This is a genomic window from Streptococcus sp. 544, assembly GCF_013277385.1.
GTDB lineage: Bacteria > Bacillota > Bacilli > Lactobacillales > Streptococcaceae > Streptococcus > Streptococcus mitis_BA.
In genome coordinates, this window is sequence record NZ_VMMU01000002.1 from 90,338 (window position 1) to 111,044 (window position 20,707).

Here is a 20,707-nt window from a genome sequence, read left to right on the forward strand (position 1 = left end):
AATAAATCTTAAACAATACCTTGGGCAATCATAGCGTTTGCTACATTTTCAAAGGCAGCAATGTTAGCTCCTGCAAGGTAGTCTTTATCAAGACCGTATGTTTCTGAAGTTGTTTTAGCTGTGTTGAAGATATTTGTCATGATGTCTTTGAGACGGCCATCAACTTCTTCACGAGTCCATGAAAGGCGAAGACTGTTTTGGCTCATTTCAAGGGCTGAAACGGCTACACCACCAGCGTTGGCAGCTTTGGCAGGTCCGTAAAAGATACCATTTTCTTTGTAGACTTTGATGGCATCAAGATCGCTTGGCATGTTGGCGCCTTCAGATACACAGATAACTCCTTGAGCAACCAAACGTTTAGCGGCTTCACCATTGATTTCGTTTTGAGTCGCACATGGAAGAGCGATGTCATAGTTTCCAGCATAAGTCCATACTGAACCTTCATGATAAGTAGCAGTTGCTTTCTCAGCTGCATACTCAGTCAAACGAGCGCGACGTTTTTCTTTAATATCAACCAAAAGATCGAAGTCGATACCATTTTCATCAATGACATAACCATTTGAGTCAGATACAGAGATAACAGTTGCACCAAGTTCAGTCGCTTTTTGAAGAGCGTATTGAGCAACGTTCCCAGAACCTGAAATAACCACTTTCTTACCAGCAAAGCTATTACCGTTAGCTTTCAGCATTTCTTCAGTATAGTAAACCAAACCGTAACCAGTTGCTTCTGGACGAATCAAGCTACCACCAAATTCAAGAGGCTTACCAGTCAAGACACCAGCATCAAATTGGTTAAGACGCTTGTATTGACCATAAAGGTAACCAATTTCACGTCCACCTACGCCGATATCACCAGCAGGTACGTCAAGTGATGGTCCGATGTGTTTTTGCAACTCAGTCATGAAGCTTTGGCAGAAGCGCATCACTTCAGCATCTGTTTTACCTTTAGGATCGAAGTCTGATCCACCTTTACCTCCACCGATTGGAAGTCCAGTCAAGACGTTTTTGAAGATTTGTTCAAATCCGAGGAATTTCAAAATCCCTTGGTTTACAGTTGGGTGGAAACGAAGTCCTCCTTTGTATGGTCCAACAGCTGAGTTGAATTGAACACGGTAACCACGGTTTACTTGAATTTTTCCATCACGGTCAACCCAAGGAACACGGAAAGAAATTACGCGCTCAGGCTCAGTAATACGTGCCAAGATATTTTCTTCGATATACTCAGGGTGTTTTTCAAATACAGGTTCCAAAGTGTTGAAAAATTCTTCAACAGCTTGGAGGAATTCAGCCTCGTGCCCATTACGAGCTTTTACAGTTTCAAACACGCTTTGGATATATTCTTTAGCAGATGTCATATCGTTCTCCTTTTGTTGTCATATTTTATTACATGAGCTATTATAGCAGAATTTTTTTAAACTGTAAAGAGAAAAGCAAAAATTTTCTAAAAATTCTTTCAATTTAGTTTTAAGACTTTTTGAAAATAGACAAAAAACGAACCTTTTTCTTGTAAATATCTTTCTCAAAGAGAAAATCTGAAAATATGCTATAAGAAAAGAAAATGTTTAGCAATTCAGAAATCACTTGTTAATTTATCCATGATATGTTAGATTTGCCAGCAAAACTATGACCATTTTGGAGGAAAGAAATATTTACATCTCCTTATTCAGGGCAGGATTTTCTATACAAGTATAGATGTCTTGCTGGAGTTGGATCATGGAACCCAAGCGGTTATTGAGATTTAGAACTATCATCGGAATTTTGGCTCTTTGTCAACTGTAGTGGGTTGAAGAAAAGCTAAGCTCGAGAAAGGACAAATTTCGTCCTTTCTTTTTTGATGTTCAGAGCGATAAAAATCCGTTTTTTGAAGTTTTCAAAGTTCCGAAAACCAAAGGCATTGCGCTTGATAAGCTTGATGAGATTATTAGTGGCTTCCAATTTTGCGTTAGAATAGGGTAGTTGAAGAGCGTTGACAATTTTCTCTTTGTCCTTGATAAAGGTTTTAAAAACAGTCTGAAAAAGAGGATGAACCAGCTTAAGATTGTCCTCAATAAGTCCGAAAAATTTCTCTGGTTCCTTATTCTGAAAGTGAAAAAGCAAGAGCTGATAGAGATTATAGTGGTGTTTCAAGTCTTCTGAATAGCTCAAAAGCTTGTCAAGAATCTCTTTATTGGTTAAGTGCATACGAAAAGTAGGGCGATAAAATCGCTTATCACTGAGTTTACGACTATCGTGTTGAATGAGCTTCCAGTAACGTTTGATGGCTTTGTATTCATGGGATTTTCGATCGAACTGATTCATGATTTGAACACGTACACGACTTATAGCACGGCTGAGATGTTGGATAATATGGAAACGATCTAGAACGATTTTAGCACATGGGAGTGAAACAGTCTGGGAGACTGTTTCAGCCTGAGCCTAGAAATTCGAAAGCGAAGCTGTTTAGCTAAGGCATAGTAGGGACTAAACATATCCATAGTAATGATTTTCACTCGACATCGGACGGCTCTATCATATTTAAGAAAGTGATCACGAATGACAGCTTGTGTTCTACCCTCAAGAACAGTGATGATGTTGAGATTATCAAAATCTTGTGCAATAAAACTCATCTTTCCCTTAGTAAAGGCATACTCGTCCCAGGACATAATCTCAGGAAGACGAGAAAAATCATGCTTAAAGTGGAAATCATTGAGCTTTCGAATGACAGTTGAAGTTGAAATGGAAAGCTGATGGGCAATATCGGTCATAGAAGTCTTTTCAATTAACTTTTGCGCAATCTTTTGGTTGATAATACGAGGAATTTGATGATTCTTCTTGACGAGTGAGGTCTCGGCGACCATCATTTTCGAGCAATGATAGCACTTGAAACGACGCTTTCTAAATAGAATTCTAGTAGGCATACCAGTCGTTTTGAGGTAAGGAATCTTAGAAGGTTTTTGAAAGTCATATTTTTTCATTTGACTTCCACAATAAGGACAAGATGGAGCATCGTAGTCCAGTTTGGCGATGATTTCTTTGTGTGTATCCCTATTGATGATATCTATAATTTGAATATTAGGGTCTTTGATGTCTAGTAGTTTTGTGATAAAATGTAATTGTTCCATATGATTCTTTCTAATGAGTTGTTTGATCGCTTTTCATTATAGGTCATATGGGACTTTTTTTCTACAACAAAATAGGCTCCATAATATCTATAGGGGATTTACCCACTACAAATATTATAGAGCCGGAATTTTTTCATTAGACACTTGTTCGGTAACCATAAAGTACTATACTATCCATGAACAAGACCCAGAAAAAGTAGCTTTATTTCTTAAAAAATTTAATAATTTAAAGCACCTAGCACCTGTTTATATTGATGAAACAGGATTCGATACTTATTTTTATCCAGAATATGGTCTCTCATTAAAAGGTCAGTTAATAAGAGGTAAAGTATCTGGAAGAAGATATCAGAGGATTTTCTTTGGTTGCAGGGTTAACAAATGAATGGTGAGTTAATCGCTCCAATGACCTACGAAGAGACGATGACGAACGACTTTTTTGAAGCTTGGTTTCAGAAGTTTCTCTTACCAACATTAAATACACCATCAGTTATTATTATTATGGATAATGCAAGATTCCATAGAATGGGGAAGCTAGAACTTTTATGTGAAGAGTTTGGGCATAAATTTTTACCTCTTCCTCTCTACTCACCTGAGTACAATCCTATTGAAAAACATGGGCTCATATCAAAAAGCACCTCAAAAAGGTATGAGCAACTTGCAGTACTTTTTACGAGGTGCTTTTGTCTTGTTCTTGTTTCAGTTTGTTATAAACGTCTAAGATAAGAGTTATACTAGGTAAATAAAAATCTCTATACTATCTGAAAGTGAAGATTACTCACTGTGAGATAGTATAGAGTCTTTTTGGTGTGTTAAATTATCCTACCCATTCCCCATTGTAATTAACACGGTAACCGTCAGGTGTAGTCGTATTGATTGCGAGTGCACCTGAATTATAGGCATAGTACCATTTGCCAGATACTTTCATCCAGCCTGTTTTCATAGCACCTGAATCTTGAAGGTAGTACCAGCTACCATTATCTTTGAGCCAACCAGTCTTCATAGCGCCTGAACCGTCGAGATAGTACCAGCTACCGTCTTTCACCCAGCCTGTTTGCATCCAGCCAGAGTTGTCAAAGCGATACCAAGTTCTATTTATTTTTTCCCATCCATTACTCGTGTATGAGCCGTCATTGTGTTTAAACCACCAACGTCCGTTTGATTGAATCCAACTTCCGAAGTATTGGGAATGATTGAACCAACTTCTTAGTCGATTAAGAAATTCGGCAGGATCATTGGTCTCATCGTCTAGTTTCTGACTTGAATTTGTATTTTCATTTTTGGTTTTATGATTTCCGATTGCCTTCAAGTCTTTGTCAAAAAGATTCGCCTTAGTCGCAAATGTTTGAGTCTGAGAAGAATTTGCTTCTGTGTATTGAATAGCCTTTCCATAACTACCAGCTAGTTCTTCAGAGCCACCAGATGATGTTCCGAAACTTTGTGCAACGGTAACCCATCCATTTTGGGTGACAGGATTTTCAAAAGCTGCAAGCCCCATATAGGTCAATTTTGGGTTAATTAAGGATTTATAGTGTCCAGTTTGACCTGTAACACTGACACCACTACGAGATTTGACGTAATCTGCTTTTTCCTTATACCATTGATTAATAGCTGTCATAAATCCGTCATAGTTCCAAGCCAAGTTTTCTGCTAGGGAGAAATTTCCTGTAGGCCAAGCGCTCCAAATGTCCTTACTAGACAAGCGTGTGTGATCAATAGTGATAGAAGCTTCTGCTGCACGAACGAAGGCTGTTTTTTCTAGTGCAGTTGACCATTTGATAGGAACATAGCTAGTAACTAGACCTTCATCTGCTGCCTCTTTTCGAATGGCATTGATACGGTCTAAGATAGCCTGTTTATCTGGCGTTAAGAAAGTCCCTTCAATCCCAACTAGAGTAGTACCAGAAGAAGCACTAGTGACCTCAGAGTTTAAGATATTGTAGGATTGACCATTGATTGCTTGAGTGGAAACCAGCCTATCATTAGCAGCTACTGATTGTGATGTAAGAGTTCCAGCTCCTAACAAGGAAAGTACTAAAACTGTAGCAAGTGTGAACTTTTTAGTTTTATTGTTCATTTTGTGTCCTCCTATTTTTATTATAACATCTCTACTGGGCAGAGTAAACTAAAATTCGGTATAGCTAGGGACTAGATTTATTTTAAATTTAGATGTTTGCAAAAATTTTTCTTAAATTTGGTGTATAATATAAATAGATGATTTTAATGAATCTACTCGACTTGTTCGATAACTATCTGAAGCGAGATTAGGTGTTCAGAGATTGAATTTTTAAGGTTCCCACTTAGCCATGCTTTTTAGGTTTTACATATTTAAATAAGCTAAACACTCCATGACATCATATAAATTATAGTTTAGAGGATGTAGAACAACTCTTCTTTCATCAAGGAAGTAAAATAACTCAATAATACAGGGATTCCATTCCCCTAGAAAGGTTAAATAAATGAAATCATATAAGAAATTTACGATTCTTGCTCTAGCTCTTCTTGGATTTACTAGCCAAACAGTTCTAGCTAATGATACTAGTCATCCTACGAATAACTCTATCGGTAGTTCAACTACTAGCTCTGCAAATGCTTCTCAAGCAGTTACAGAAAACCAGCCAACGACCCCTAGTTCGAGTAAGCAGGAGACAAAGCCAACTCTTCCTACTGAGTCTAAGCTACAAACTGGTTGGGTAAAAGAAGATGGGAAGTGGACTTATTATAGTCAAACGGGTGTCAAATTTACAGATACTCTCTATGAGGGCTACCTATTTGATAAGAATGGTTACTTACTTGAAAATAGCTGGTATCAGATGGCTAACAAGTGGTACTACGCCAATGGCTCAGGAAAATATCTGTCTAACCAATGGAGTCAAATCAATGGTAAATGGTATGCATTTGATCAAAATGGTGTCATGATGGCTAATACCTGGAAGGGAAATTATTACCTGAAATCCAGTGGGGCTATGGCAGACAAAGAATGGGTGTACGATCCTAACTACTCTAGCTGGTTTTATCTCAAGTCAGGTGGGCACTATGCTGAACAGCAATGGGTTGGCTCTTACTATCTAAAATCTGATGGCTACATGGCTCACAAAGAGTGGATTTATGATCAAGATTATAAAGTTTGGTATTATCTTAAAGAAGATGGCGTTTATGTCACTGGAACTTATACTATTGATGGAAGTAGTCATTTTTTCAAAGATAATGGTAAATGGGTGCAAGAACTTCCAAAAGGATTTGAAAAGGGGCGCTATAGTAAGACTATTTTCCTAGATCCTGGGCATGGTGGACGTGATTCGGGCGCTTACTATTATGGAATAGCTGAAAAAGATTTGAATCTACAGGTCTCTCGTAAATTACGGAAACGTTTAGAAGAACTTGGCTATACAGTTTTAACATCTCGTGATAGTGATGTGGATGTTGACTTTGTGACAGAGCGTTCTCGTATGGTAAATAAAACGAATGCAGACTTCTTTATTAGTATTCATTTTAACGCTACTGGGAATGACACAACACTGAATCTGGGAATACAGACTTATTCTTATAAGGAAGATGCAGGTTACCCGAGCAAGATTAACCAGTACTGGCACAATAATCCAGACCGAATGAGTGAAAGTAATCGTTTGGCAGCTGACCTTCACTCCTCTCTCTTGACCGAGACAGGTGCTAGAGATGCTGGGCTTCTGCAAGCCACCTTCGCTGTTCTTCGTGAGACTGCGAAACCTGCTGTGTTATTGGAGTTGGGTTATATGGATAATCCAGAAGAAAACCAACGAATCCGTAGTGATCAATACCAAGATAAGTTAGTTGAAGGCATTATTAAAGGAATTCAAAAATATTACGCTGGAAATTAAGAATTACATCAAACTAAGCTTTGGAGATTGTCCTAGGCTTAGTTTTTTACATTTGTAATGCTATTCATAACATTAAATTGTCTGAAAATTTATTGAAAAATGAGTGAAAACATGGTATAATGAAAGGTAAAATTAATTCAGGTTTCCTGAACCGATAGGAGTATACAATGAAAAAACTAGGTTTTGTCCTTTTATCTTCAGTCTTGCTATTGACAGCTTGTGCTGTTAGGTTTGAAAAATCAACCGAGACAAATGATTCATCTAAGGTGACAGCCTTGTCTGAAGACAAGCAGAAAATGCTTGATAAGGCCACTGCTGACTATAAGACTTTTGTGCAAGAGCAAATCGATAAACTCTTGACAGATACGGAAGGCTTTGTCAAACTGTTGAAAGAAGGTAAGTTAGAAGAAGCCAAAAAGGTTTATCCACTGATTCGTATGTCTTATGAGCGTTCAGAACCGATTGCTGAAAGTTTTGGTGAGTCAGATGTCAAGATTGACTTCCGTTTGGCAGACTACATGGACGAAAACAAGACTGAAGAAGGATGGTCTGGTTTCCACCGTATCGAGCGTATCCTTTGGGAAGACAATACAACTAAAGGAACTGAAAATCAAGATAAGAAAGAGTAAATCTGCTCTAATAAAAAAACTTTGTTCTCTAGAAACCATTGTGTGGCTATCGAGAGTGCAAAGTTTTTTTGAGTTTGGAACATGAAAACAGCAGTTGATTTCAAGAAAGAAAAAAGAACAGCCGAAACTGTTCTTTTTATCATTATTTGAGACCGTATTTTACAAAGATATACTCTATAGTGTTTAAATCCTTATTAAATCAACGTTTCTAAAGGGGATATAGCTGTAAAATATTATATATATACCGTATTGTTAAACCAAGACGGTACCAAAAAGGTACCAAAAATTAAGGTTTCAGAGCTTATAAAATAATGAAAGTTGTCTCAATCAGTTGAGCTTTTTTTATTGCATTTTTGTAGCAAAGTGACGTAGTCGCTCTTTGTGTGGAATAAGTGGGAAAGAAAAACAGTTCTTTGAGTTTGGTCGATAAAGTAAAGCAAGATATACTGACCGATAATTTTTCCTCGCGTAGGGTACTTACTGTTGATTTTTAGTCCTATTTTTTCATCTGCATCAAAGCCAGCTTCAGGAAAAGTTTCTAAACTTTTTAAGCCGTCTAAAATTTTGGCTACAGTATTCTTAGCCGACTGGGGTGATAAAAGAACAGTGCTGATGTAGTTATGGATACTGTCAATTGCCTGACTCACTTCAGTAGATAGAATCACTTTATAAATCATATCGTAGCCTCATGTCATCTAGGGGAGTTCCTTGTCCGGATTCATATTCTCTTAAGGCGCGTTCAGATTGGGCTTGTAGCTCCTGAATCAATCGTTCACGGTGTAAATCTTCTGCAGTTTTTATTGGCAAATCTTGTTCGAGAACAATCTGCTCGATAAAAAGACTAATAGCATCCGTCATAGTCATTCCTTTTTCCTTGATGATAGCTCTAGCTTGTTCCATTGATGACTCATTGATTTTAAAATTGTACTGTTTAGTAAGTGATGTCGTCATGGTATATCTCCAATCTATACTATATATAGCTAGTATATATCTTTTATATTTTTTAGGCAAGAGAAAACTTTGTACTCTAGAAACTACCGAGAGTGCAAAGTTTTTTGAGTTTGGAACATGAAAACAGCAGTTAATTTCAAGAAACAAAAAAGAACAGCCGAAGCTGTCTTTTTATCATTATTTGAGACCGTATTTTTTGTTGAAACGATCCACGCGTCCATCTGCTTGAGTGAACTTTTGACGTCCAGTGTAGAATGGGTGTGAGTCTGATGAAATTTCCACACGGATCAATGGGTAAGTTTCGCCTTCGAACTCAACTGTTTCGTTAGAGCGTTTTGTTGAACCGCTAAGGAATTGGTAACCAGTAGTTGTGTCCATGAAGACAACTGGGCGATATTCTGGATGGATATCTTTTTTCATTTTGCAATATTTCCTTTCTGCCATGGTCTCTTTGCGAGCCATAGATTGTTACCATACTAGTCTATCAGATTCTGAAAAGTTTGGCAAGTATTTTATCAGTTTTTAAGCAAGTTTTTTAACTTTTGGTAGATGATTTCGTTTTCTTCTAGGCTATAGGAATTAGCACCACTTGCTAGAGGGTGGCCTCCACCATCATGTTCCTTGGCAATTTCATTGATAGGATGGATTTTACTGCGTAAGCGAACACGGTAGTGGCCATCAGCCTGTTCTACAAAAATTCCCCAGAGACTGACGCTGTCAATCCGACCAGGAGCTCCAACAATGGCCGCAGTTTCAGCATCGGTGACATTGAACCGTTTTAAGATTTCCTGACTCAGGATAACGCGAGCAGCACCATTTTCATCCACTTCCAGATGGTCGTAGATGTAGCCTTGAAGTTTTGCAATTTTGTAGCTCATAGTGTCCATTTTGCGAGTGAGAGCTGCAAAGTCAAAGTTATGTTCTCTCAAATAAGCAGCCAGGCGAAGAGTCCGTGCAGTCGTAGAAGGGTAGAGGAAGCGACCTGTATCACCAACAATTCCTGCAAAGAGCAACTCAGCAGCGCGATCTGACAAGGACAGTTGAGTTGTTTCTGCAAATAAGGTAATCATCTCACTAGCGCTACTTGAACTAGTATCCACCCATGATAGGTCACCGTATACATCATCATTTGGATGGTGGTCAATTTTAATGAGAAAATCACCTTGAATATAGCGTTTATCATCAATACGAGCAGTATTCGCCGTATCACAGACGATGACAAGTGCTCCCTGGTAGGCACTATCTTCAACAAGATCCATCTCAGCCATCCAAGTAAGAGTTGGTTCATCAAAACCAACTGCTTTGATGGTTTTTTCTGGGAAATGATGTTTGAGAAGAGCTTTCAATCCCACCTGACTTCCCAAGGCATCAGGGTCTGGTTTCATATGACGATGAATGATAATCGTGTCGTATTCTTTAATTTTTTCTAAAATTTGATGGCAAATGTCCATAAATAACCTCAATTCTTTCTCATTTCATTGTAGCACAAGAATTTTTATTTTTAAAATGAAAAAGATGTGATATAATGGAGAAAGATAAATTGAGGAGGACGATATGGCATTAGCAAAAATTGTATTTGCCAGTATGACCGGTAATACCGAAGAAATTGCAGATATTGTAGCAGACAAATTACGTGACTTGGGCTTGGATGTCGATGTTGATGAATGTACAACTGTTGACGCTTCAGACTTCTTGGAAGCAGACATCGCTATCGTTGCGACCTATACTTATGGTGATGGAGAATTGCCAGATGAGATGATGGACTTCTACGAAGACCTAGCTGATCTCAATTTGAATGGTAAAATCTACGGAGTGGTTGGTTCAGGTGACACCTTCTACGATGAATTCTGTAAGGCTGTTGATGACTTTGATCGTGTCTTTGTGTCAACAGGAGCAGAAAAAGGTTCAGAGTGTGTTAAAGTTGATCTTTCTGCCGAGGAGGAAGATATTGAACGCTTAGAACAATTCGCAGAAGAATTGGCTGCTAAAGTAGGATAAGCATAAACGTGCGCTGATGCAATCAATCAGTGCATTTTTCTTATCGTGACTTGGGATTTTACTAGCCTATTTAGTGGCTTTTTGATACAATAATTCAAATAAAGGAGGAGACTGTATGGATTTAGATAGTATTCGTCAAGAAATTGATCAAATCGACGACCAAATCGTCAAGCTCTTAGAAGAACGAATGCATTTGGTTGAGGGTGTAGTTGCCTATAAGAAAGCTTCAGGTAAACCGATTTTAGATACTAAGAGAGAAGCGGTTATTTTTGAAAAGGTTAGAAGTCGTGTAGAGGACAAGCGCTATCAGGAGACTATTGTCGCGACTTTTTCGGACATACTCAAACGTTCGCGTGATTATCAGGATAAAAATATCAAATGAAAAAAGAACAATTTTATCCGCTAGGGATTTTTCTAGCTGCTATGTTGGGCGGACTTGTCCGCTATCTAGTTTCCACTTGGTTACCAGCCAGTCCAGATTTTCCTTGGGGAACCCTTCTTGTTAACTATCTAGGTATTTTCTGCTTGGTTTATCTTGTCAAGGGCTATCTGGTCTATAAAGGAACCAGTAAGGGCTTGGTTTTAGCACTAGGTACAGGTTTTTGCGGAGGTCTAACAACCTTTTCCAGTCTCATGCTTGATGTTGTAAAACTGCTTGATACAGGGCGCTATGTTAGCTTAGTCTTGTATCTCATTTTAAGCATTGGTGGTGGCCTGCTCTTAGCCTATTGTCTGGGGAGGAAGAAATGGTAATGGTCTATCTTGCAATTGCTTGTGGTTGCGGAGCTTTAGTGCGCTATTTCTTTTCCCGCTATAATCAATCTTCTAAATTGCCACTTGGAACGCTTATAGCAAATCTTTTAGGGTGTTTTTTGATTGGATTATTCTACAATCATGTGGAGTCTAAGGAAGTCTATGCTATTCTAGCAACAGGATTTTGCGGAGGTTTGACAACTTTTTCGACCTTGAATGACGAACTCCAAAGGTTGCTAAGTGATAAGAAGGTTTTTTATTCTTACCTGACTTTGACTTACCTAGGTGGTTTAGTTGCGATTTTTTTAGGAATTCTGCTATAAATTTCTTTACTTTTTTGTGGAAATTTGGTAAACTGTATCTTGTGTGTAATGGACGCACAAAAATACAGTTTATCCGCTGAGGAAGATTCCTCAAGATTGACAAAGATAGGAGAATAAAATGAATCCATTAATCCAAAGCTTGACTGAAGGTCAACTTCGTACTGATATCCCATCATTCCGTCCTGGTGACACTGTTCGTGTACACGCGAAAGTTGTCGAAGGTAACCGTGAACGTATCCAGATTTTTGAAGGTGTTGTTATCGCACGTAAAGGTGCTGGCATTTCTGAAAACTACACAGTTCGTAAAATCTCTAACGGTGTAGGTGTTGAGCGTATCTTCCCAATCCACACTCCACGTGTTGAAAAGATCGAAGTTGTTCGTTACGGTAAAGTACGTCGTGCGAAATTGTACTACTTGCGTGCTCTTCAAGGTAAGGCAGCTCGTATCAAAGAAATCCGTCGTTAATTCGACTAAAAAACTCTGCTCATTTAGCAGAGTTTTTATCTAGCTCCCTTAGTTCAATGGATATAACAACTCCCTCCTAAGGAGTAGTTGCTGGTTCGATTCCGGCAGGGGGCATGTAATTAGATACTAAAAACCGCTCAGCTGAGCGGTTTTCGTATATTTTTCCCTTTTACAGTACCCATGTACGGATGGCATGGGCAACGCCAGATTCATCATTAGATTTAGTGATGTATTTGGCGATTTTTTTGATTTCTGGATTTCCATTTTCCATGACAACGGGGTTGCCAACGACTTCCAGCATGGCACGGTCATTTTCTTCGTCCCCGATCGCCATAGTTTCATCTTTGGTCAATCCGAGTTTTTCAGCTAAGTGAGTAATGGCTGAACCCTTGTCAACATTCTTTTTAAGGAGTTCGAGGTAGAAAGGAGCAGATTTGTTGATAGAGTAGCGTTCGTAAAATTCGGCTGGGATTTTTTCAATCGCAGCATCGAGGATTTCTGGCTCATCTATGAACATACACTTGACAATTTCTTTGTCAGCCATTTCTTCAGGTGTACGGTAGAAAATTGGCATGCTGACGAGGGTTGATTCGTGCACTGTGTATTTTCCGATATTGCGATTGGCTGTGTAGATGCCGTCCTTGGTAATAGCGTGCATGTGGACACCGAGCTTACGACTGAGAAATTCCATATCAAGATAATCCTCATAAGTCAAGGATTCGCTGATAATCTCATGCCCTGTAGCAGTTTCTTGGACAAGGGCACCATTGAAGGTCACAACATAGTCACCCTCGTCTCTCAACTGTAAGTCGTCCAGAAGTTTGGCAACACCTGCGATAGGGCGGCCAGTTGCAATGACGACTTTGACACCAGATTCTTTGGCATCTTGGATGGCAGAAAAGACTTCAGGAGTAATTTCCTTTTGGCTATTGACTAGGGTTCCGTCAATATCGACGGCGATTAGTTTAATACTCATAAATTTCCTCTTCTAGTTTTTATTTGAGTTAAAATGATCGTTCTCAATCAAGTGTAGAAATTGTTGGGTAATGCTTGCGAAGATACTGTTTTGGTCCAACATTTCTTTCGGGAAATAAAAACGATTATCTCCGTGACGGCTACCAGCAAGGGATTGGACAATAGGAGACAGGCTAGAGAGTTCGGCTAGTTCTCCATTCTTTTGTAAAATCTCAATCTGTGTCCGTGGATTTTCAGATTCGGGACGATAGATATCATAAGGGAGGTCAAAGTTCTTATGAATAGCAGTGTAGTAGTCGGGATCAAAGCCGATATCCTCAACCAATTTTCTCATGCTAGCGAGTTGGTCTTGATCTTCTTGTGAAAAGGTAATGGATTTAAAGACCTTGCGGTTGACAAAGCGTTGCGACAAATCTGCGAGAATCTTGTCAGGACTGGTCATCCAGAGTTGGAAGTAGGTATTCATCACACCATCATCCAGAGCTAGATAGTCAGACAAGGTCACATTTTTTTCAAAGAATGGCAGGAGGTGTGGAGAAGTTCGTGCAAAGAAGTCCTTGTCCTCAGGATAGAGTTCCTTGGCGCGTTTGAGGAGATTCTGCAGGAGAACTTCCATAGCGCGTGTTGCTGGGTGGAAATAAACCTGCATGTACATCTGGTAACGACTGAGGACGTAGTCTTCGATAGCATGCATGCCATTGCGCTGAAAGGCGATACCATTTGCGACAGGACGAATGACTCGGAGGATGCGAGTCAGGTCAAATTCCCCATAAGATGCTCCCGTAAAATAGGAGTCACGCAAGAGATAGTCCATGCGGTCTGCATCAATTTGACTGGAAATGAGTTGCACGACCTGCTTGTTAGGATAGGTATGGTCAATGACACTGGCAACCTTTTCTGGGAAATCAGGTGCCACTTGTAGCAGGACTTGATGAATTTCCGTCTCAGGACTTTGGATAATCTCCTGAGTAATGGCTTCATGGTCTGTATCAAAGAGATGTTCAAAAGTATGGGAGTAGGCACCATGCCCAAGGTCGTGTAGGAGAGCAGCGGTCATGGTCAAGAGGGACTCGGCAGGATTCCATTCTTCTGGATATTTTTCTTCAAAAATCTCTGTGATGCGTCGTGCAATTTCATAGACCCCTAGACAGTGGGAGAAGCGGCTGTGCTCCCCACCGTGGAAGGTATAACTGGAAGTTCCCAGTTGCTTGATCCGGCGCAAACGCTGAAATTCTTTTGTATTAATCAAGTCATAGATGATTTGATTATCGACATGGATGTAGTTGTGAACTGGGTCACGGAATACTTTTTCGTTCATATGACCATTATAGCAAAAAGCTAGAGTTTTTGGTAAAATAGTAGGACAAGAGACAAGAAAGAGGACTTGATGTGAAGATTAGGATGCGAAATACGATTCAGTTTGATGAGCAGTTGGAAGTGATTGACCAGCTTTATGACGTGGAAGTGCATGAAAAAGGAGATTATAGCTACCTGCTTTTCTATAATGGGGAAAAGGAAAAAGTGGTTATTAAATTTCATGGTCAAGAACTTGTGATGAGCCGATTTTCCAATCCCAAGACCATTATGCGCTTTTTAAAGGATAGTGATAGTTTAGCCTATATTCCCACACCTATGGGCATGCAGGAGTTTATCATCCAAACGAGCCATTATGAAGTTGATGGGCAAAAGATTCATTTAGATTATCAACTACAAAATCAAGAGGGACAACCCTTTGCCAGCTATCAATTGGAAATTACTTGGGGCTAGGCTCATGTCTTTTTCAAATTTAGCTAGCTATCTTCTTGGATTGGCTCCCTAGTGTGGTAGATTAGGCTATTTTTTGGTATAATAAAAGTTATGGAAATTGAAAAAACCAATCGAATGAATGCGCTCTTTGAATTTTATGCGGCGCTTTTGACAGATAAGCAAATGAATTACATCGAGCTCTACTACGCTGATGATTACAGCCTCGCTGAGATTGCCGAGGAGTTTGGTGTCAGTCGTCAGGCTGTCTATGATAATATCAAGCGGACAGAAAAGATTCTGGAAGATTATGAGATGAAATTGCACATGTACTCGGACTACATTGTCCGAAGTCAGATTTTTGACCAGATTTTGGAGCGCTATCCCAAGGATGACTTTCTGCAGGAGCAGATAGAAATTTTAACAAGCATTGATAATAGAGAATAAGAGGAAGAAGAATGGCATTTGAAAGTTTAACAGAACGTTTACAGAACGTCTTTAAAAATTTACGTAAAAAAGGAAAAATCTCTGAATCTGATGTCCAAGAGGCAACCAAAGAAATTCGCTTGGCCTTGCTTGAGGCCGACGTTGCCTTGCCTGTTGTAAAGGACTTTATCAAGAAAGTTCGTGAGCGTGCAGTCGGACATGAGGTTATTGATACCCTTAATCCTGCGCAACAAATTATTAAAATCGTTGATGAGGAACTGACAACCGTTTTAGGTTCTGATACGGCAGAAATTATCAAGTCACCTAAGATTCCTACAATCATCATGATGGTCGGTTTGCAGGGGGCTGGTAAAACAACCTTTGCTGGTAAATTGGCCAACAAACTCAAGAAAGAAGAAAATGCTCGTCCTTTAATGATTGCGGCGGATATTTATCGTCCTGCGGCTATTGACCAGTTGAAAACTCTGGGTCAACAGATTGATGTGCCTGTCTTCGCACTTGGAACAGAAGTACCAGCTGTTGAGATTGTACGTCAAGGTTTGGAACAAGCCCAAGCCAATCATAACGACTATGTCTTGATTGATACGGCAGGTCGTTTGCAGATTGATGAGCTTTTGATGAATGAGCTTCGTGACGTGAAAGCATTGGCTCAACCAAATGAAATTTTGCTCGTCGTTGATGCCATGATTGGTCAAGAAGCGGCTAATGTTGCGCGTGAGTTTAACGCTCAGTTGGAAGTGACTGGGGTCATCCTTACCAAGATTGATGGGGATACTCGTGGTGGTGCTGCTCTATCTGTTCGTCACATTACTGGAAAACCAATCAAGTTCACTGGTACAGGTGAAAAGATTACGGACATTGAAACCTTCCACCCAGACCGCATGTCTAGCCGTATCCTTGGCATGGGGGATATGCTCACTCTGATTGAGAAAGCTTCTCAGGAATACGATGAGCAAAAAGCCCTTGAAATAGCTGAGAAGATGCGTGAAAACACCTTTGATTTCAATGATTTCATTGATCAGTTGGATCAGGTGCAAAACATGGGGCCAATGGAAGACTTGCTCAAGATGATTCCAGGTATGGCTAACAACCCAGCCCTTCAAAACATGAAGGTAGATGAGCGTCAGATTGCTCGTAAACGTGCCATTGTGTCTTCCATGACACCTGAAGAACGTGAAAACCCAGATTTGTTAAATCCAAGCCGTCGCCGTCGTATCGCTGCTGGTTCTGGAAATACATTTGTCGAAGTCAATAAATTCATCAAGGACTTTAACCAGGCTAAACAGCTCATGCAGGGTGTCATGTCTGGGGATATGAACAAAATGATGAAGCAAATGGGAATCAATCCAAATAACCTTCCTAAAAATATGCCAAATATGGGAGGAATGGATATGTCTGCCCTTGAAGGAATGATGGGACAAGGCGGTATGCCTGACCTGTCAGCTCTCGGAGGGGCAGGAATGCCAGATATGAGCCAAATGTTTGGTGGCGGACTCAAAGGTAAAATCGGTGAATTTGCTATGAAACAGTCCATGAAACGCATGGCGAATAAAATGAAGAAAGCAAAGAAGAAACGCAAGTAAGATAAGGGAAGGCCGCAGGGCTTTCCTTTTTTAGAAAGAAGAAAAATGAGCACTTCAGTAGTTGGAAATGCTCGTTTTTTGATGTATTTAGACTCTTAATCTTTATTTTCGTATGGTAAGATCAAGTTCAAGATGATTCCTGTCATAGCTGATAGGGCAGTTCCTGAAAGGGTAACTGGACCAAGTTTAAGGATAGCTCCTCCAAGCCCAAGGACTAACATGGCACTTGCGATGATTAGGTTACGCATTTGAGCGAAATCAACACGTTCTTTGATCAAGACTTTCAAACCGTTGCTGGCGATAACTCCGTAGAGAAGGATTGACATACCACCAAGTACAGCATTTGGAATGGTTGAAATCAAGGCAGTGAATTTACCAAGGAAGCTAAGGGCAATCGCGATGAAGGCAGCGTTACGGATAACTGAGACAGAAGCGATACGAGTCATACCGATAACCCCTGTATTTTCTCCGTAAGTTGTATTGGCTGGTCCACCAAGGAAGGCAGAAACAGAAGTTGCGATACCGTCACCAAGAAGAGTACGGTGAAGACCTGGTTCTTTCAAGAATTGACGACCACAGATTTGACCCAAAACAGTATGGTCTCCGATATGTTCAGAAATTGTTACGATAGCGATTGGCAAGATAGCGATGGTTTCTGGACCAAAGTAAAGATTGTATTCTTTAAAGGCACCACCTGTGCTAAATGGCAAGTAGAAACCAGGAATTTCAAACCAGTTAGCTTCTAGGACAGGCGTAAAGTCAACCAAGCCAAGAGTTAGTGCGAAGAGGTAACCACCGATAATGGCAAAGAGGAAAGGAATGATTCGTAGGAAGCCTTTTCCTTTTGTATTGATAAAGGCAGCAATCAAGAACGTAACAACGGCTACAAGAGCATTTTTCCAATTTCCGTCTGCTACAAGACCTGCATTGGTAACAGCTGAACCTGCAAGTCCAAGACCGATAACGATGATCATAGGACCGATAATGATTGGTGGCAAGAGTTTATCAATCCATTTTGTTCCTACAAATCGGATGCTGGTAGCAACAAGGACATATACCAAACCAGTCAAGATAACCCCTGTTTGGGCAGCAGATACATCGCCACCCATTTCTTTCATAGCAAGTGACATAGCTGTGATAAAGGCAAATGAAGAACCTAGATAAACTGGAACTTTAAAACCAGTTGAAATCATGTAGATGAGTGTCCCAACACCTGAAGCAAAAAGGGCAACAGATACAGGCATTCCCAAAATCAATGGTACCAAGATGGTCGCACCAAACATAGCGAAAACGTGTTGGAAGCTAAGGAGAATTCCTTTTCCAGCCGAAGGACGTTGGTCAACGTCTAGTAACAAATCAACAGTTGATTCTTGTTTCATATAAACCTCACTTTTGGGCATCAAAAAAGAGCCCATTATTTTACAGCAATAGGCCCTCAGAGTAAGACTTCTCTAAAATCTAGACTTTAAAGAGTTTTAAATATTTCTGCGTCTTCGTCACCTCACGGGATGACATTAAAAACCTTTGCTTGTGATAGTATAGCAAAAATTACAAACTTTGTAAATATTTTTTTACTAAAAAGATTAAAGTGGGCGTTTATTGGGCATGCCAGCCTTACGTGGATATTTATTTGGTGTTTCCTTTTTCTTTTCTACCACTGTGATGTAGCGCGGATCTCCATTAGGTAGAGCGTAGCTGAGATTGTCTTCGACCTTACTAAAAAGGAGGTTGAGGGCATTCTTAGCTTCTAACAACTCCTCAGGCGCATTGCTGGCCTTGAGTGCCAATAGTTTCCCGCCAACTTTAAGGTAGGGAATAGTCAATTCAGACAAGACCTGCATACGGGCAACCGCACGAGCTGTCACCATATCAAACTGAGCACGGAAGTTCTTGTCTTGGGCAAAATCTTCTGCACGCCCATGGTAGAAATGAACGCCGTCTAAATCCAGTTCTTGAGCCAACAATTGGAGAAAGTTAATGCGTTTGTTGAGTGAATCAATGATGGTCACATCAAGCTGAGGATAGAGGATTTTCATCGGCAGACTAGGAAATCCTGCCCCAGCTCCAATATCAAGAAGTTTGATAGTTTCATTAGGAATCAAACCTTGAAGAATGGGTGCAATCGAATCGTAAAAATGTTTGAGATAAACTTCATCCTTGTCCGTAATGGCTGTTAAATTAATCTTTTCATTCCACTCGACCAAGAGTTCAAAATAACGTTCAAATTGATGTTTTTGCTGGTCCGAAAGTGGAAGATTTTGCTCGGCAAGCAAGTTGTAAAATGTTTCTGGTTTCATAGTTATTTCCTTCTTTAGTATCATCTTATTTTACCACAATCATAAAAAATTTGATATACTGGTACTAATCTAAAAGCAGAAAGGACTTATATCATGACTTGGATTATTCTTGGAGTTTTGGCTCTTGTTGTTATTTTTGTGATTGTTAGCTATAACGGTTTGGTTAAAAATCGTATGCAAACCAAGGAGGCTTGGAGTCAGATTGATGTTCAGTTGAAACGTCGAAATGACCTCTTGCCAAACTTGATTGAAACTGTAAAAGGTTATGCTAAATATGAAGGTTCTACCCTTGAAAAGGTGGCAGAACTTCGTAACCAAGTGGCGGCAGCGACTTCACCAGCAGAAGCTATGAAAGCTAGTGATGCCCTCACTCGTCAGGTTTCAGGTATTTTTGCAGTTGCAGAAAGCTATCCAGATTTGAAAGCTAGTGCAAACTTTGTTAAATTGCAAGAGGAGTTGACAAACACAGAAAATAAAATTTCTTACTCTCGACAACTCTACAACAGTGTTGTCAGCAACTACAATGTAAAATTAGAAACTTTCCCAAGCAATATTATCGCTGGAATGTTTGGATTTAAAGCAGCAGATTTCCTTCAAACTCCAGAAGAGGAAAAGGCAGTTCCTAAGGTTGATTTTAGCGGTTTAGGTGACTAAGATGTTGTTTGATCAAATTGCAAGCAATAAACGAAAAACGTGGATTTTGTTGCTGGTGTTTTTCCTACTCTTAGCTCTTGTTGGCTATGCGGTTGGTTACCTTTTTATGCGATCTGGGCTTGGTGGTTTGGTTATCGCACTGATTATCGGCTTTATCTATGCCTTGTCCATGATTTTTCAATCGACAGAGATTGTCATGTCCATGAATGGAGCGAGTGAGGTGGATGAACAAACGGCACCAGACCTCTACCATGTAGTAGAAGATATGGCTATGGTGGCTCAGATTCCTATGCCCCGTGTTTTCATCATTGATGATCCAGCCTTAAATGCCTTTGCGACAGGTTCTAACCCTCAAAATGCTGCTGTTGCTGCGACTTCAGGTCTCCTAGCTATCATGAATCGTGAGGAACTAGAAGCTGTTATGGGACATGAAGTCAGTCATATTCGTAATTACGATATACGTATTTCGACTATTGCTGTCGCCCTTGCTAGTGCTATCACCTTGCTTTCTAGTATGGCAGGTCGTATGATGTGGTGGGGTGGAGCAGGCCGTAGACGAAGTGACGATGACCGAGAAGGAAATGGCTTAGAAATCATTATGCTCGTGGTTTCTCTACTAGCTATTGTACTGGCTCCTCTCGCTGCAACCTTGGTGCAACTAGCTATTTCTCGTCAGAGGGAATTCCTAGCTGATGCTTCCAGTGTCGAGTTGACTCGTAATCCTCAAGGGATGATCAATGCTCTACGTAAGTTGGATAATAGTAAACCCATGAGTCGTCCTGTCGATGATGCCAGCAGTGCACTTTATATCAATGATCCTAAGAAAGGGGGAGGGTTCCAAAAACTCTTTTATACCCACCCACCTATTTCAGAACGGATTGAACGTTTAAAACATATGTAAAAAGAATCCAGAGGTCATCTCTGGATTTTTAC

Annotated in this window: 21 protein-coding genes, 1 tRNA gene and 4 pseudogenes; 15 read left to right on the forward strand and 11 right to left on the reverse strand. The window is 39.9% G+C overall.

What is annotated here, in order from left to right; translation table 11 throughout:
- Positions 1–8: 8 nt before the first annotated feature.
- Complete coding sequence (gene gdhA, locus HT728_RS01450) at positions 9–1,355, reverse strand: NADP-specific glutamate dehydrogenase (protein WP_173233391.1); 1,347 nt, start codon at positions 1,353–1,355, stop codon at positions 9–11.
- A 203-nt stretch (positions 1,356–1,558) separates the two neighbouring features.
- On the opposite strand from gdhA, the pseudogene HT728_RS10555 reads away from it, so the two are divergent.
- Positions 1,559–1,739, forward strand: a pseudogene (locus HT728_RS10555) (hypothetical protein); the annotation flags it as partial.
- A 55-nt stretch (positions 1,740–1,794) separates the two neighbouring features.
- Here the strand turns inward: HT728_RS10555 and HT728_RS01455 are convergent.
- Positions 1,795–3,101, reverse strand: a pseudogene (locus HT728_RS01455) (transposase).
- 169 nt (positions 3,102–3,270) lie between these two features.
- On the opposite strand from HT728_RS01455, the pseudogene HT728_RS01460 reads away from it, so the two are divergent.
- Positions 3,271–3,751 (forward strand): annotated as a pseudogene (locus HT728_RS01460) (transposase); the annotation flags it as partial.
- Between the two features lie 164 nt (positions 3,752–3,915).
- Here HT728_RS01460 and HT728_RS01465 read toward each other — a convergent pair.
- Positions 3,916–5,175 (reverse strand): CAP domain-containing protein, encoded by a 1,260-nt coding sequence (locus HT728_RS01465; RefSeq protein WP_173233393.1) that lies wholly within the window; start codon positions 5,173–5,175, stop codon positions 3,916–3,918.
- Between the two features lie 382 nt (positions 5,176–5,557).
- Between HT728_RS01465 and HT728_RS01470 the strand changes: the two genes are divergently transcribed.
- Both HT728_RS01470 and HT728_RS01475 read left to right on the forward strand, forming a co-directional pair.
- Positions 5,558–6,955 carry an N-acetylmuramoyl-L-alanine amidase gene (locus HT728_RS01470; protein ID WP_173233395.1) on the forward strand — a complete coding sequence of 466 codons (1,398 nt, stop codon included), beginning with the start codon at positions 5,558–5,560 and terminating at the stop codon, positions 6,953–6,955.
- Between the two features lie 167 nt (positions 6,956–7,122).
- Positions 7,123–7,566 (forward strand): annotated as a pseudogene (locus HT728_RS01475) (EfeM/EfeO family lipoprotein); the annotation flags it as partial.
- Positions 7,567–7,907: 341 nt separating this feature from the next.
- Here HT728_RS01475 and HT728_RS01480 read toward each other — a convergent pair.
- From HT728_RS01480 to HT728_RS01495, 4 genes are all read right to left on the reverse strand, one after another.
- Positions 7,908–8,261 (reverse strand): type II toxin-antitoxin system RelE/ParE family toxin, encoded by a 354-nt coding sequence (locus HT728_RS01480; protein ID WP_173233397.1) that lies wholly within the window; start codon positions 8,259–8,261, stop codon positions 7,908–7,910.
- Positions 8,251–8,535 (reverse strand): type II toxin-antitoxin system RelB/DinJ family antitoxin, encoded by a 285-nt coding sequence (locus tag HT728_RS01485; protein ID WP_173214141.1) that lies wholly within the window; start codon positions 8,533–8,535, stop codon positions 8,251–8,253. The genes HT728_RS01480 and HT728_RS01485 overlap by 11 nt, the downstream gene beginning before the upstream one ends.
- Before the next feature lie 177 nt (positions 8,536–8,712).
- The gene (locus HT728_RS01490) at positions 8,713–8,955 is read right to left on the reverse strand and encodes a type B 50S ribosomal protein L31 (RefSeq protein WP_000710764.1); all 243 of its coding nucleotides are present in this window, start codon (positions 8,953–8,955) and stop codon (positions 8,713–8,715) included.
- Between the two features lie 95 nt (positions 8,956–9,050).
- The gene (locus HT728_RS01495) at positions 9,051–9,986 is read right to left on the reverse strand and encodes a bifunctional oligoribonuclease/PAP phosphatase NrnA (RefSeq protein ID WP_173233399.1); all 936 of its coding nucleotides are present in this window, start codon (positions 9,984–9,986) and stop codon (positions 9,051–9,053) included.
- A gap of 103 nt (positions 9,987–10,089) precedes the next feature.
- Here HT728_RS01495 and HT728_RS01500 point away from each other — a divergent pair, with 103 nt between their 5' ends.
- The 6 genes from HT728_RS01500 to HT728_RS01525 all read left to right on the forward strand — a co-directional run bounded on the left by HT728_RS01500 (position 10,090) and on the right by HT728_RS01525 (position 12,189).
- Positions 10,090–10,533: a flavodoxin gene (locus tag HT728_RS01500; RefSeq protein ID WP_001162128.1), complete on the forward strand. Its 444-nt coding sequence runs from the start codon at positions 10,090–10,092 to the stop codon at positions 10,531–10,533.
- A gap of 115 nt (positions 10,534–10,648) precedes the next feature.
- Entirely contained in the window at positions 10,649–10,915 is a 267-nt protein-coding gene (locus tag HT728_RS01505) for a chorismate mutase (RefSeq protein ID WP_173226983.1), read from the forward strand.
- Positions 10,912–11,286: a fluoride efflux transporter CrcB gene (crcB, locus tag HT728_RS01510; RefSeq protein ID WP_173226986.1), complete on the forward strand. Its 375-nt coding sequence runs from the start codon at positions 10,912–10,914 to the stop codon at positions 11,284–11,286. Before HT728_RS01505 ends, crcB (HT728_RS01510) begins: the two co-directional genes overlap by 4 nt.
- On the forward strand, positions 11,280–11,609 hold the full coding sequence (gene crcB / locus HT728_RS01515; protein ID WP_173226988.1) for a fluoride efflux transporter CrcB: 330 nt from the start codon (positions 11,280–11,282) through the stop codon (positions 11,607–11,609). Before crcB (HT728_RS01510) ends, crcB (HT728_RS01515) begins: the two co-directional genes overlap by 7 nt.
- A 118-nt stretch (positions 11,610–11,727) precedes the next feature.
- Positions 11,728–12,075: a 50S ribosomal protein L19 gene (gene rplS, locus HT728_RS01520; protein WP_001068669.1), complete on the forward strand. Its 348-nt coding sequence runs from the start codon at positions 11,728–11,730 to the stop codon at positions 12,073–12,075.
- A gap of 42 nt (positions 12,076–12,117) precedes the next feature.
- Positions 12,118–12,189: transfer RNA gene (locus HT728_RS01525), tRNA-Arg, on the forward strand.
- A gap of 55 nt (positions 12,190–12,244) precedes the next feature.
- On the opposite strand, the gene yidA is transcribed toward HT728_RS01525, so the two are convergent.
- Together yidA and HT728_RS01535 are read right to left on the reverse strand one after the other, a co-directional pair.
- Complete coding sequence (yidA, locus tag HT728_RS01530; protein WP_173226990.1) at positions 12,245–13,051, reverse strand: sugar-phosphatase; 807 nt, start codon at positions 13,049–13,051, stop codon at positions 12,245–12,247.
- Positions 13,052–13,063: 12 nt separating this feature from the next.
- On the reverse strand, positions 13,064–14,368 hold the full coding sequence (locus HT728_RS01535; RefSeq protein ID WP_173226992.1) for an HD domain-containing protein: 1,305 nt from the start codon (positions 14,366–14,368) through the stop codon (positions 13,064–13,066).
- A 71-nt stretch (positions 14,369–14,439) separates the two neighbouring features.
- Between HT728_RS01535 and HT728_RS01540 the strand changes: the two genes are divergently transcribed.
- The 3 genes from HT728_RS01540 to ffh all read left to right on the forward strand — a co-directional run bounded on the left by HT728_RS01540 (position 14,440) and on the right by ffh (position 16,823).
- Positions 14,440–14,817, forward strand: coding sequence for a DUF1934 domain-containing protein (locus HT728_RS01540; protein WP_173226994.1), 378 nt, complete (start codon positions 14,440–14,442; stop codon positions 14,815–14,817).
- Positions 14,818–14,907: 90 nt separating this feature from the next.
- Positions 14,908–15,240, forward strand: coding sequence for a putative DNA-binding protein (locus HT728_RS01545; RefSeq protein ID WP_000402066.1), 333 nt, complete (start codon positions 14,908–14,910; stop codon positions 15,238–15,240).
- A gap of 11 nt (positions 15,241–15,251) precedes the next feature.
- Positions 15,252–16,823, forward strand: coding sequence for a signal recognition particle protein (gene ffh / locus HT728_RS01550; RefSeq protein ID WP_173233401.1), 1,572 nt, complete (start codon positions 15,252–15,254; stop codon positions 16,821–16,823).
- A 95-nt stretch (positions 16,824–16,918) separates the two neighbouring features.
- Here the strand turns inward: ffh and HT728_RS01555 are convergent, their stop codons facing one another.
- Complete coding sequence (locus tag HT728_RS01555) at positions 16,919–18,202, reverse strand: solute carrier family 23 protein (protein ID WP_050089512.1); 1,284 nt, start codon at positions 18,200–18,202, stop codon at positions 16,919–16,921.
- A 204-nt stretch (positions 18,203–18,406) separates the two neighbouring features.
- On the reverse strand, positions 18,407–19,120 hold the full coding sequence (gene rsmG / locus HT728_RS01560; protein WP_173233403.1) for a 16S rRNA (guanine(527)-N(7))-methyltransferase RsmG: 714 nt from the start codon (positions 19,118–19,120) through the stop codon (positions 18,407–18,409).
- A 93-nt stretch (positions 19,121–19,213) separates the two neighbouring features.
- Between rsmG and HT728_RS01565 the strand changes: the two genes are divergently transcribed.
- Together HT728_RS01565 and htpX are read left to right on the forward strand one after the other, a co-directional pair.
- Entirely contained in the window at positions 19,214–19,774 is a 561-nt protein-coding gene (locus HT728_RS01565) for a LemA family protein (RefSeq protein WP_000219846.1), read from the forward strand.
- 1 nt (position 19,775) lies between these two features.
- A complete protein-coding gene (gene htpX, locus HT728_RS01570; protein ID WP_050261483.1) occupies positions 19,776–20,675 on the forward strand; it encodes a zinc metalloprotease HtpX in 900 nt (299 codons plus the stop codon).
- The last annotated feature ends 32 nt before the right edge of the window (positions 20,676–20,707 follow it).